This is a genomic window from Bacillus sp. Je.9.29.b (assembly GCF_051129925.1).
Taxonomy (GTDB): domain Bacteria; phylum Bacillota; class Bacilli; order Bacillales; family Bacillaceae; genus Bacillus; species Bacillus safensis.
In genome coordinates, this window is the sequence record NZ_JBCPSO010000001.1 from 237,461 (window position 1) to 249,506 (window position 12,046).

Below are 12,046 nucleotides of genomic sequence, written 5' to 3' on the forward strand. Positions count from 1 at the left end.
ACTTCGTTCGCTCCGCATCAGCATGAGGATTCAAGGGTTTTCATATCACGCTGAAAAGCAGACAAAGGGCTAAAATAACATCATTTTGGCCTTTTTTTTCACAGAATGGCGATCCGATGAAAAAGGAGTTGTGCATATGGTTACATATATCATTAGAAGGACATTGCTCTCGATTCCCATTTTATTAGGGATTACCATTTTGTCCTTTGCCATTATGAAAGCAGCACCAGGCGATCCGATGTCACTCATGATGGACCCTACCATTAGTGCGGCAGACCGGGAAGCCTTTATTGATAAGTACGGCTTGAACGATCCTGAATATGTGCAATATATGAAATGGCTTGGCAATATGCTTCAAGGTGACTTTGGCACATCCATTGTCAAAAAGGGAACACCCGTGGCTGATTTGATTTTTGCCCGGCTGCCAAATACCCTCATCCTCATGATCTTTTCTACATTAGTTGCCCTGCTGATCGCCATTCCATTTGGTGTTCTTTCAGCAAAACGTCCATACACAAAGCTTGACTATGGCATTACGGTTACATCTTTTATCGGACTGGCTATTCCAAACTTTTGGTTTGGTCTCATCCTTATTATGGTTTTATCCGTGAACCTAGGTTGGTTTCCAACTGGCGGAGTCTCTACCTTGAATGCCGATTTTAATGTGTTTGACCGGCTCCATCACATCATTTTACCAGCCTTTGTTTTAGCAACGGCTGACATGGCAGGGCTGACCAGGTACACAAGGTCAAGTATGCTTGATGTCATGAGGCAGGATTATATTCGCACAGCAAGAGCGAAAGGCTTTAGAGAAAACAAAGTCATTTTTAAACATGGTTTAAGAAACGGTCTTATGCCTGTCATAACGATTTTCGGATTAATGATACCATCCTTTATTGGCGGCGCAGTCGTGGTGGAACAAATATTCACCTGGCCAGGACTTGGAAAGCTGTTCATTGATTCTGCCTTTTCGAGAGATTATCCGGTCATTATGGCGATGACCGTTATTTCCGCAGTGCTTGTGGTGGTTGGAAATTTAATAGCGGATATTTTATATGCGATTGTTGATCCGCGTATTGAATATTAGAAGGGAGCTGAAGCACAATTGGCACAGCCTAATATGGGAACACCTCCTGTTGATATCAAATTAAAGGAGGGCCTTCAACCAAAGCCAGAGACGATGCTGCGTTTATTTTGTGAGAAATTTTTTAAAAATAAATTGGCGGTTGCCGGCTCCGTGATCTTATTGGTCATTATCTTTTCAGCCATTTTCGCTCCAGTGATCGCTCCATATACACCAGAACAGCAAGATTTATTGAAGCGGCTCCAGCCGCCAAGTGCTGAGCATTTTATGGGCACTGACAAGTTTGGCCGCGATATTTTCTCAAGGGTGCTATATGGCGCGCGGGTCTCTTTATTGGTTGGTTTCGTCTCAGTGGTCGGTGCAATCACCATTGGCACTGTCGTTGGCGCGGTCGCGGGGTATTTCAAAGGGTTTGTTGATTCTTTGTTAATGAGGTTTGTCGATGTCGTGTTGTCGATTCCAGACATTTTTCTTTTGATCACGCTTGTCACCATTTTCAAACCGGGCATTGATAAATTGATTTTAATCTTTGCTTTGACAGGCTGGACAACAACCGCAAGGCTTATCCGCAGTGAATTCTTATCACTTCGAACAAGAGAGTTCGTCCTCGCGGCGAGAACCATTGGAACGAAAAATCATGTCATCATCTTTTCGCATATTTTACCGAACTGTATTGGTCCTATTATTGTATCAGCTACATTAAAAGTAGGCTCCGTCATTTTAGCTGAATCAACGCTCAGCTACCTTGGCTTTGGTATTCAGCCGCCAACTGCAAGCTGGGGCAACATGCTGCAAGATGCACAAAATTTCTCGATTATGGTGCAAGCTTGGTGGTACCCGCTTTTCCCAGGTTTATTCATTTTGCTGACTGTTTTATGCTTTAATTTTTTAGGAGATGGGCTGAGAGATGCACTTGATCCTAAAAAGCTGAAATAAAGTTTAAAGGGGCTCTGCGTTTCCTGAACGAAAGAAAGACATGAAGCTCATCATTCTCAGCTTGAAGTTTTGATAAAGTTGGAATAATTTCTCTATCCCTTGCCCATACTGTGGACAACAGTTTTTATAAAGTGAGGGATTGGTTATGTTATTTCTTCATGACGTATGGGTGAATTGGTTTGAAGGGGAAGAAAATGGCTACAATGTGTGTCATTTTCATGAGTGGCGTAAGGAGGACAGCGTTGAACTGTTAGATCAAGTGCCTTTACTTAAGGTGCAGAGCCCTTTGTTTGATTACATAGAGAATGATCTATCAGAGCTGCCGAAGACACTGCTAGAGTCTGTATTTGAGAAATCCTATATTCGAAAAAATCATGAACGCCGTAAATTAGAGTATTGCTTTGTGGTCACAGACGGCATTCGAATTATTGCTGTAGATACGATTGGGTATTCCATACCTGTGAGAAAAAGCCGCTTGATCCCAAGGCAGGAGCAATTGGTGTATGAAATGGTGAAAGATGTGAAGGCAGAGGAATATGAATTTTCTAAGGACAGCCTTGAATCGACAAAAGAGTATCACATTCTATCACTGCCGCCGCAGCATATCAGCGGATTAACGAGAAAAGAAAGACAGCTGAAACAGCTGATGTTTATGGCGCTCGATCAATTAAAAGGGCTCAAAAACAGGGCGGAGATTGCGTATTGGTATACGGAATGGAACCCGCGGATGTACAACCAAATCAAACGAATGTCTTTCGAAGAGATTTGGAACATGCTTTACAATGAAACGATTGATGGGTGGTCAGAGAATCATTTAGCCTTCTGTGAAAAAATGATTAAAGGACAGCCTTTTTTCGAAAAGCTTTGGGAAATGGAAAACGAATCAAAAGTAAACTAGAAAAAGCTTGCAGCGAGTCGTGCTGCAAGCTTTTTTTATTTGCGTTTTCTGCCAAGACCCATCGCATTCTCCATTTTTTTCAGCATTTTGTTTGCTGCGCGGTTTGCTTTTTCAGCACCTTCGTCTAGAATACGGTCAAGCTCGTCTGATTCAATGAGTTCATGGTATCGATCTTGAATTGGTTTTAAAGCATCAATGACAACGTTCGCAAGATCTCCTTTAAACTCACCATATCCTTTGCCTTCGTACTTTTGCTCCAGCTCTGCAATCGATATGTTGCCTAATACAGAATAAATCGTCAGCAAGTTGGCAATTCCAGGTTTGTTCTCTTTGTCATACCTCACGATGCCTTCTGAATCCGTCACAGCACTTTTAATTTTCTTTTCAAGTTGCTTTGGTTCATCTAATAAGGTAATGAAGGATTTTTGGTTCGGATCGGATTTGCTCATTTTTTTCGTTGGATCTGTTAAAGACATAATCCGAGCGCCTTCTTTTGGGATTTTCACTTCAGGCACAGTGAAGATATCATTGTACTTTCGGTTAAAGCGTTCAGCAAGCGTTCTAGTCAATTCAAGGTGCTGCTTTTGGTCTTCTCCAACAGGGACTAAATCAGTACCATATAATAAAATATCGCCAGCCATTAATGGGGGATACGTTAATAGGCCTGAAACAACTGCTTCCTTACCAGCGGATTTGTCCTTAAATTGGGTCATTCTTTCTAATTCCCCAATATAAGCAACACATTGCAGCATCCATCCTGCCTGGGCGTGAGCAGGTACCTCTGATTGGATAAACAATGTCGCTTTCTCTGGATCAAGTCCAACAGCTAAATAAAGAGCTGCTAAGCTTCTAATATTTTGGCGGAGAGCTAATCGGTCCTGACTCACTGTAATCGCATGTTGATCCACGACACAAAAATAGCCATTATAGTCATGCTGCAAATCGACAAATTGCTTCATTGCTCCAATATAGTTCCCTAACGTGACAGAACCGCTCGGCTGAATACCTGAAAAAATTGTCTTCTTTGTCATACTAAAACCTCTTTTCTTCAATATAAAAAGGCCCACCCATCACTTTTCAACAGAAAAGGGACGAATGAACCGTGGTACCACCCTTGTTATTTCACATAGAAATCACTCAAGACGTTGATAACGGAGACTGCTCCGTCTAAGCCTACTCACTTTTTTAGAAGTGTTCGGTTAGCTGCTCCAAAGCCCATTCCATACATGCCATTATCTGCTCACACCGGCCGCAGACTCTCTGTAAATGGTGAATATATGTACTCTTCTTTTTCATCGCAACAATATGTCTATCTATTATAAAGGATGACCATGAAAAAGTCACGAAGCCTTTATGTGACCTTCTCATCATGCCTATTGACACTTAAAATTTTAGATAAAATACCAAATAACTGTCAGAATTTTTTAAAAAAGGATGATTAATTATATGTATAAAACATTATTCCTGCTGAATTTGTTAAATTATTTTAATCAATTTACGCTTTAATTTGTTGAAGTGATTGAGACTTTAGTTTATAAAAATCCCTCTTTATCCCCATTTACGTTTTTAAAAAATATATGAAATTGATATTGCAATAAATTATTCTATTCATTATAATGAATTTGTTCACACGTTTGTGCTAGGCTCTTTACATAGTGAAAATTCAGAAAAAACAAAAGAAATAGAAAGTAAGCTATTTAGGGACTTTTTTACGCTATTTCTTAAATCTGAATCTCATCTTCTATCGAGACCTTTGAACTAAAAACATATTATAAGGGGGAATACAGTTGAAAAAGCGTTGGTCTGTTGTTACTTTAATGCTTATTTTCACACTTGTATTAAGCGCTTGTGGTTTCAGCGGAAACAAATCAGGCGACAGCACGAGCAGTTCTGGAGAGGCTAAAACAACATTAAATGTGAATATCTCCACTGAGCCTTTTTCTTTACATCCGGGATTGGCAAATGATTCAACTTCAGGTAGTGTCATCCGTCAGACTTTTGAAGGGTTAACAAGAATTAACGCTGAAGGAAAGCCAGAAAATGCAATGGCTTCTGATATCAAAACAAGTGCTGATGGTAAAACTTATACATTCACACTTCGTGATGCAAAATGGTCTAATGGTGACCCTGTAAAAGCAGAAGATTTTGAATATGCTTGGAAATGGGCATTAGATCCTAAAAATGAATCTCAATATGCTTACCAGCTTTACTATATTAAAGGTGCTGAAGCAGCAAACAAAGGGAAAGCGAAAGTTGCTGATGTTGGCATTAAAGCTAAAGACGACAAAACGCTTGTAGTTGAGCTAGAGAACCCAACACCGTTCTTTACTGAACTAACTGCATTCTATACTTATATGCCAGTCAACAAAAAAGTGGCTGAAAAGAATAAAAACTGGTACACAAATGCTGGTGAAAACTACGTATCTAACGGACCATTCGTTCTTTCTAAATGGAAACATGGCGGTTCTATCACGCTTGAAAAGAACAATGAATACTGGGATAAAGATACTGTGAAATTGAAAAAAATCAACATGTCTATGATCAAAGATACAAACACTGAACTTAGCATGTTCAAAAAAGGCGAGCTTGACTGGGCTGGTTCTCCAACTGGAAGCCTTCCAACTGAGTCTTTAAAAACATTGAAAAAAGAAGGCGGTCTGAAAATTCAAACGATCGCTGGTATCTATAACTACAAATTCAACACAGAAGTAAAACCTTTAAACAATGCAAACATCCGTAAGGCCCTTGCATACTCAATCAACCGTCAAGCGATCGTTGACAAAATTACGCAAGGTGAACAAGTTCCAGCAATGGCAATCGTTCCACCAACAATGGAAGGATTCACAGATAACAAAACTGGCTACTTCAAAGATCATGATGTAGATACAGCTAAAAAGCTTCTTGAAAAAGGTGCGAAAGAATTAGGTTATAAGTCTGTTTCTGATCTTCCAACATTGAAACTTTCTTACAACACAGATGAGGGCCACCAAAAGATTGCACAAGCAATTCAAGAAATGTGGAAAAAAGATTTAGGTGTGAAAGTTGAACTTGATAACTCTGAGTGGAACGTATACATCGACAAAATCCACAGCGGAGACTACCAAATCGGACGTATGGGCTGGTTAGGTGACTTCAACGATCCAGTGAACTTCCTTGAGCTTTACAAAGATAAAGACGGTGGAAACAACGACACTGGATGGGAAAGCAAAGAGTACAAACAATTGTTGAATGATTCTGCAAAAGAAACAGATAAAACGAAGCGTGAAGAAATGCTGAAAAAAGCAGAAGAAATCATCATCAACGATATGCCTGTAGCACCAATTTACTTCTACACTCAGCTTTGGGTACAAGATCCAAAACTTAAAGGTGTAGTTGTATCTGGACTAGGTGATGTTCAATACAAATGGGCACATTTCGAAAAGTAAGAGTAATAGTGTAAGAGATCTACGGCAAGGATCTTAAGGTATATGGAGGATGTCTCTCCATATACCTTTCTTGCTGATTAGAGAAATTGTTGTAAAATCATGGAGGTGCAATTCCGTTGCTTAAATATATCGGTAAGCGATTAATATATATTTTAATCACACTGTTTGTTATTGTAACTGCAACTTTCTTTCTCATGCAGGCAGCACCTGGTGGTCCATTCTCTGGTGAGAAGAAACTTCCTGCTGAAATTGAAGCAAACCTAAACGAGCACTACGGATTGGACAAGCCCTTATTTGTTCAATATGTAAGCTACCTAGGTTCAGTTGCAACATTAGATTTTGGTCCCTCATTTAAATATAAAGGACAAACCGTAAATGACTTAATCAGTTCTGGATTCCCCGTTTCCTTTACCCTCGGAATTGAGGCAATTCTCCTCGCATTAGCATTTGGTGTATTGTTTGGGGTCCTTGCAGCGCTCTATCATAACAAGTGGCAAGACTATACGATTGCCATTTTAACGATCTTTGGAATTTCAGTTCCAAGTTTCATTTTAGCGGCGCTACTACAATATGTATTTGCATCTGAGGCAAGTATTATAGCGATCTTCCCAGTTGCAGGATGGGAGTCTTGGGCAAGCACCGTACTACCTTCTATTGCACTTTCCTTCATGCCAATGGCATTTATCGCTAGACTTGCACGGTCAAGTATGCTTGAAGTACTAAATAGTGACTACATTAGAACGGCTAGAGCAAAAGGCTTAACAAAATCTGCTGTGACGATCAAACACGCCATCCGAAACGCATTGTTACCTGTTATCACATACATGGGACCAATGGCTGCTTCAGTTTTAACAGGTAGTTTTGTCGTTGAGAAGATTTTTGGTATCCCTGGATTAGGCTCTCACTTTGTCACAAGCATTACAAACCGTGATTACACCGTCATCATGGGTGTTACAGTCTTCTACAGTATTATTCTATTAATCAGTATTCTAGTCGTTGACGTCCTCTACGGTATTATCGATCCTAGAATTAAACTGACGAAGGCGAAGAAAGGGGTCTAACACATGGAAGAGATGAGAAAAGATTTATTTGTGCCTGCGACAGCTGACGCAGCAGAATCTGAAAAAATTTCTAAACCTAGTCTATCTTTATGGAAGGATGCCATGCTTCGCTTCCGTGCCAATAAACTTGCAATGGTTGGACTTACAATCATTTTTATTATTGTGATGCTGGCCATCTTTGTTCCGATGTTTTCTAAATATGATTACTCCACGACCGATTTGCTGAATGCTGACCAGCCGCCTTCAAAAGAGCACTGGTTTGGTACAGATGATTTAGGACGTGACATGTTTGTCCGTACATGGGTCGGGGCAAGAATTTCGATCTTCATCGGTCTTGCTGCAGCGGTCCTTGACGTGATCATCGGTATTATCTGGGGAAGTATTGCTGCGTTCAAAGGCGGCCGTACAGATGAAGTGATGATGCGTATCGCAGACGTTTTATGGGCAATTCCAACACTATTAATGGTTATCTTAATGATGGTTGTTCTGCCAAAAGGATTATTAACGATTATCCTCGCCATGACAGTCGTAGGCTGGATTAACATGGCACGTATTGTTCGGGGACAGGTTTTACAATTAAAGAGTCAAGAATACGTTCTTGCAGCACAAACATTAGGTGCGAAAACATCTAGACTTTTATTTAAACACTTAATTCCAAACTCAATGGGACCAATTCTTGTGACGATGACATTAACGATTCCTTCTGCTATCTTCACAGAGGCATTCCTAAGCTACCTAGGGCTTGGTGTACCGGCTCCGTTAGCGAGCTGGGGAACAATGGCGTCTGACGGAATTCCGGCCATGACGTACTACCCTTGGAGATTATGGTTCCCAGCCGCATTTATCTGTATTACAATGTTTGGTTTTAACGTGGTTGGAGACGGACTAAGAGACGCTTTAGATCCGAAGTTGCGTAAATAAGGAGTGATTAGGATGGAACGTGAACGTATTCTAGAGGTGAAAGACCTTGCAATCTCATTTAAAACATATGGTGGAGAGGTTCAAGCCATTCGTGGTGTGAACTTCCACTTAAATAAAGGCGAGACACTTGCTATTGTAGGTGAATCTGGCTCTGGTAAAAGTGTGACATCACAAGCGATCATGAGATTAATTCCGATGCCGCCGGGTTATTTCAAGCGCGGACAGATCCTGTTTGATGGCCAAGATATTGTCAAGAAAACTGAGAAACAAATGCAAACCATTCGAGGAAAAGATATCTCAATGATCTTCCAAGATCCGATGACGTCTTTGAATCCAACGATGAAAGTCGGGAAACAAATTACAGAAGTGCTATTCAAGCATGAACAAATTTCAAAAGAAGCGGCTGAAAAAAGAGCCATTGAACTATTGGAGCTCGTTGGAATTCCAATGCCTGAAAAAAGAATTAAACAATATCCGCACGAATTTAGTGGCGGGATGAGACAAAGGGTTGTCATCGCCATGGCGCTTGCAGCAGATCCAAAGTTGCTGATTGCCGATGAGCCAACGACTGCACTTGATGTAACAATTCAAGCACAAATTTTAGAATTAATGAAAGAAATTCAGCAAAAGGTTGACACTTCGATTATCTTTATTACGCATGATCTAGGTGTTGTTGCCAACGTCGCTGATCGTGTAGCTGTTATGTATGCAGGACAGATTGTGGAGACAGGGACTGTCGATGAAATTTTCTACAATCCTAAGCATCCGTATACATGGGGACTTTTAGCATCCATGCCGAGTCTTGACACAGATGGCGGAGATGAAGGAAAGCTGACTGCCATTCCAGGAACACCGCCAGATCTGACAAACCCGCCGAAAGGAGATGCATTTGCACTCCGCAGCGATTATGCAATGAAAATTGACTTTGAACAAGAACCGCCAATGTTCAAAGTATCAGATACGCATTATGTGAAATCATGGCTACTTCATCCGAATGCACCTAAAGTTGAACCGCCTGCTTCTGTAAAGGCGAGAATGCGTGAACTAGAAGGTAGCTACGAAAAACCTGTATTAGTAAAAGAGGGTGAATAGCATGGCAGAAAAACTGTTAGAAATCAAAAATTTGAAACAGCATTTCCATACAGCAAGAGGAACTGTGAAAGCAGTTGATGGGGTTTCATTTGATATTTACAAAGGTGAAACGCTTGGTCTTGTAGGTGAGTCTGGTTGTGGTAAATCCACTACGGGCCGTTCGATCATTAGACTTTATGATGCGACAGATGGTGAAGTTCTTTATAAGGGAGAAAATGTACACGGGAAGAAATCAAGACAAAAAATGCTTGAGTTCAACCGTCAAATGCAGATGATCTTCCAAGATCCATATGCTTCACTCAACCCTAGAATGACAGTGCTTGATATCATTGCAGAGGGCATCGACATTCATGGCCTTGCAAAAACAAAACAGGCGCGTAAAGAGCGTGTGTACCAATTACTTGAAACTGTTGGCTTGAACAAAGAGCATGCGAACAGATACCCGCATGAATTCTCAGGCGGTCAAAGGCAGCGTATCGGAATTGCACGTGCATTAGCAGTAGAGCCGGATTTCATCATCGCCGATGAACCAATCTCTGCATTAGACGTGTCGATCCAAGCGCAGGTCGTCAATTTATTGAAAGAGCTTCAAGAGGAAAAAGGTTTAACGTACTTATTCATTGCCCATGACTTGTCCATGGTAAAATACATCAGCGATCGTATCGGCGTGATGTATTTCGGAAAATTGGTTGAGCTGGCACCAGCGAATGAATTATACGAAAACCCGCTTCATCCATATACAAAATCATTGCTGTCTGCGATTCCGCTTCCAGATCCTGATTATGAGCGTAACCGCAAACGAATCAAGTATGATCCATCTGTTCACAAAGGAACAAACACCGAGTTCCGTGAAGTGAAGCCAGGCCACTTTGTGAGCTGCACAGAGGAAGAATTCAAAGAGCTACAGGCGAAACAATCATAAGAAGGAAGAAGCACTGCTAAGTCAGTGCTTCTTTTTTTATTTTACAAAAAAACAAGATGATGGTAATTTTTAGTTAAGTGCAATCAGATACCGGAGGAAATCAAATGTTAAATTGGAAAACTTATCGTTATTCATTGCTTCATGTTCTCCTTGTATTCATGCTTTTTTCAACGTCTTTTTTCAGGAAACCAAACGGAGGAAAGTGGATGCTCGCGTTTATGGTGCTCATTGGGATTGTGTCTTTTTCGGTGGAATATTTGCTTAACCGAAAGACAAGCGGTCAGAAGAAAGAAGCACGGCGCGTAAAATATCTTTATTTCATCATGCTTCAAATTGCGATGACAATTATCCTGTTTGTCTGTATTCAACTCGTCATGAATCGTTCGTTATAAAACTTTTTTTGCGTTAATTGAAAAAAAGTGAAACTACTTTAGACTTTGCTGCGTCTTACTAGTACAGGCGTTTAAATAGCAGGAAATCGGGAATATCTAAGGAAGTGGTTCTTAACTATAGCATAAGGAGCAAATCCATGAATTGGTATGAAAAGCTCAGTGAATACTTCCCGATAGAAGAAATGAAGTCAAAAGAGCATATGGAAGCTTTATTAAAGGAAAGAAGTGATATTTATCATAAGGAGGAAGGACCTCATCATGTGATGATGTACGCCGAATTTGATTCTTTCATCTTTATTGATTATTTATTTGTTTCCAAAGATGCAAGAGGTGAAGGCCTCGGGTCAAAGCTTATTCATAAGCTGAAGGAAAAAAAGAAACCGATCTTGCTTGAGGTCGAGCCTGTAGATGAAGATGATGCAGATACTGCAAAACGCCTAAAGTTTTACCAAAGAGAGCACTTCAAGCATGCAGAATCAATCGGTTATAAACGCAGGTCACTTGCAACTAATGAAGTGAACCGCATGGAAATTCTTTATTGGTCGCCTCTTACAAATCATGAGGAAGAGATCATGGAAGCCATGAGGAAGACCTATGAACGAATCCATACGTATAAAGATGAAGAATGGTATGGACAATCGTATGAGGATGTTGATGATGTATTGAAGATCATTGAAAATAGAAAGCAAAAAAATATTTTCGATCATCTCGAGTAAATGAGAATGTTCTGACATCCAGCAGCACGACAAAATGAATGAAATTGTCTAGTTTTTGTCACAAAAATTGCAAGAAAATCTGTTCACACTTACTTTTTTATAGTATAATCACTATAAAGATTACTTATTTAGAACAATTTTAATTTAAGAATACAGATCAATATTCATTCTACAAATTGAGGAGTGAAGATTTATGGTAACATTATACACATCACCAAGCTGTACATCATGTAGAAAAGCAAGAGCGTGGTTAGAAGAGCACAATATCCCATATCAAGAGAGAAACATTTTTTCTGAGCCTCTTTCAATCGATGAAATCAAAGAAATTCTTCGAATGACAGAAGACGGTACAGACGAAATTATCTCAACACGTTCAAAAGTATTCCAAAAACTAAATGTCAATGTTGAGACAATGCCGCTTCAACAATTGTATAAACTAATCAATGAGCATCCAGGTCTTTTGCGTCGTCCAATTATCTTGGATGAAAAAAGATTACAAGTTGGGTACAATGAAGATGAAATTAGACGTTTCTTACCAAGAACGGTTCGTACATTCCAACTAAGAGAAGCTCAGCGACTTGCTAACTAATAAAAACGCG

At 40.1% G+C, this 12,046-nt stretch carries 12 protein-coding genes and 1 other annotated feature; of the genes, 11 read left to right on the top strand and 1 reads right to left on the bottom strand.

Features of this window, described 5'->3' with window-relative positions:
• The first annotated feature begins 136 nt into the window (after nucleotides 1-136).
• The 3 genes from AAZR19_RS01225 (at nucleotide 137) to AAZR19_RS01235 (ending at nucleotide 2,918) form a co-directional block, all read left to right on the top strand.
• On the top strand, nucleotides 137-1,087 hold the full coding sequence (locus tag AAZR19_RS01225) for an ABC transporter permease (RefSeq protein ID WP_034621771.1): 951 nt from the start codon (nucleotides 137-139) through the stop codon (nucleotides 1,085-1,087).
• A 33-nt stretch (nucleotides 1,088-1,120) separates the two neighbouring features.
• Complete coding sequence (gene opp4C / locus AAZR19_RS01230; protein WP_080769567.1) at nucleotides 1,121-2,020, top strand: oligopeptide ABC transporter permease; 900 nt, start codon at nucleotides 1,121-1,123, stop codon at nucleotides 2,018-2,020.
• Nucleotides 2,021-2,165: 145 nt separating this feature from the next.
• Nucleotides 2,166-2,918: a YjbA family protein gene (locus AAZR19_RS01235; RefSeq protein ID WP_024426484.1), complete on the top strand. Its 753-nt coding sequence runs from the start codon at nucleotides 2,166-2,168 to the stop codon at nucleotides 2,916-2,918.
• A gap of 35 nt (nucleotides 2,919-2,953) precedes the next feature.
• Here the strand turns inward: AAZR19_RS01235 and trpS are convergent, their stop codons facing one another.
• Nucleotides 2,954-3,949 carry a tryptophan--tRNA ligase gene (gene trpS / locus AAZR19_RS01240; protein WP_218677330.1) on the bottom strand — a complete coding sequence of 332 codons (996 nt, stop codon included), beginning with the start codon at nucleotides 3,947-3,949 and terminating at the stop codon, nucleotides 2,954-2,956.
• A 53-nt stretch (nucleotides 3,950-4,002) separates the two neighbouring features.
• Nucleotides 4,003-4,223: a binding site (T-box leader), on the bottom strand.
• Nucleotides 4,224-4,705: 482 nt separating this feature from the next.
• Here trpS and AAZR19_RS01245 point away from each other — a divergent pair.
• From AAZR19_RS01245 to spxA, 8 genes are all read left to right on the top strand, one after another.
• A complete protein-coding gene (locus tag AAZR19_RS01245; RefSeq protein WP_024425045.1) occupies nucleotides 4,706-6,343 on the top strand; it encodes a peptide ABC transporter substrate-binding protein in 1,638 nt (545 codons plus the stop codon).
• 116 nt (nucleotides 6,344-6,459) lie between these two features.
• The gene (locus AAZR19_RS01250) at nucleotides 6,460-7,404 is read left to right on the top strand and encodes an ABC transporter permease (RefSeq protein WP_024426481.1); all 945 of its coding nucleotides are present in this window, start codon (nucleotides 6,460-6,462) and stop codon (nucleotides 7,402-7,404) included.
• A gap of 3 nt (nucleotides 7,405-7,407) precedes the next feature.
• Complete coding sequence (locus AAZR19_RS01255; protein WP_024425043.1) at nucleotides 7,408-8,325, top strand: ABC transporter permease; 918 nt, start codon at nucleotides 7,408-7,410, stop codon at nucleotides 8,323-8,325.
• A gap of 12 nt (nucleotides 8,326-8,337) precedes the next feature.
• Nucleotides 8,338-9,417 carry an ABC transporter ATP-binding protein gene (locus tag AAZR19_RS01260; RefSeq protein WP_024425042.1) on the top strand — a complete coding sequence of 360 codons (1,080 nt, stop codon included), beginning with the start codon at nucleotides 8,338-8,340 and terminating at the stop codon, nucleotides 9,415-9,417.
• Between the two features lies 1 nt (nucleotide 9,418).
• Nucleotides 9,419-10,339, top strand: a complete 921-nt coding sequence (locus AAZR19_RS01265; protein WP_024425041.1) for an ABC transporter ATP-binding protein — start codon at nucleotides 9,419-9,421, stop codon at nucleotides 10,337-10,339.
• Between the two features lie 104 nt (nucleotides 10,340-10,443).
• Nucleotides 10,444-10,731 (top strand): hypothetical protein, encoded by a 288-nt coding sequence (locus AAZR19_RS01270; protein ID WP_076840866.1) that lies wholly within the window; start codon nucleotides 10,444-10,446, stop codon nucleotides 10,729-10,731.
• 137 nt (nucleotides 10,732-10,868) lie between these two features.
• A complete protein-coding gene (locus AAZR19_RS01275) occupies nucleotides 10,869-11,447 on the top strand; it encodes a GNAT family N-acetyltransferase (RefSeq protein WP_034282062.1) in 579 nt (192 codons plus the stop codon).
• A gap of 193 nt (nucleotides 11,448-11,640) precedes the next feature.
• On the top strand, nucleotides 11,641-12,036 hold the full coding sequence (gene spxA, locus AAZR19_RS01280) for a transcriptional regulator SpxA (protein ID WP_003211421.1): 396 nt from the start codon (nucleotides 11,641-11,643) through the stop codon (nucleotides 12,034-12,036).
• The last annotated feature ends 10 nt before the right edge of the window (nucleotides 12,037-12,046 follow it).

What these genes read in the sequence shown, in the direction of transcription:
- opp4C (WP_080769567.1), top strand. Translation starts at nt 1,121, where the DNA reads ATGGGAACACCTCCTGTTGATATCAAATTAAAGGAGGGCCTTCAACCA.
- trpS (WP_218677330.1), bottom strand. Translation starts at nt 3,949, where the DNA reads ATGACAAAGAAGACAATTTTTTCAGGTATTCAGCCGAGCGGTTCTGTC.
- AAZR19_RS01260 (WP_024425042.1), top strand. Translation starts at nt 8,338, where the DNA reads ATGGAACGTGAACGTATTCTAGAGGTGAAAGACCTTGCAATCTCATTT.
- AAZR19_RS01275 (WP_034282062.1), top strand. Translation starts at nt 10,869, where the DNA reads ATGAATTGGTATGAAAAGCTCAGTGAATACTTCCCGATAGAAGAAATG.
- AAZR19_RS01255 (WP_024425043.1), top strand. Translation starts at nt 7,408, where the DNA reads ATGGAAGAGATGAGAAAAGATTTATTTGTGCCTGCGACAGCTGACGCA.
- AAZR19_RS01270 (WP_076840866.1), top strand. Translation starts at nt 10,444, where the DNA reads ATGTTAAATTGGAAAACTTATCGTTATTCATTGCTTCATGTTCTCCTT.
- AAZR19_RS01225 (WP_034621771.1), top strand. Translation starts at nt 137, where the DNA reads ATGGTTACATATATCATTAGAAGGACATTGCTCTCGATTCCCATTTTA.
- AAZR19_RS01265 (WP_024425041.1), top strand. Translation starts at nt 9,419, where the DNA reads ATGGCAGAAAAACTGTTAGAAATCAAAAATTTGAAACAGCATTTCCAT.
- spxA (WP_003211421.1), top strand. Translation starts at nt 11,641, where the DNA reads ATGGTAACATTATACACATCACCAAGCTGTACATCATGTAGAAAAGCA.
- AAZR19_RS01235 (WP_024426484.1), top strand. Translation starts at nt 2,166, where the DNA reads ATGTTATTTCTTCATGACGTATGGGTGAATTGGTTTGAAGGGGAAGAA.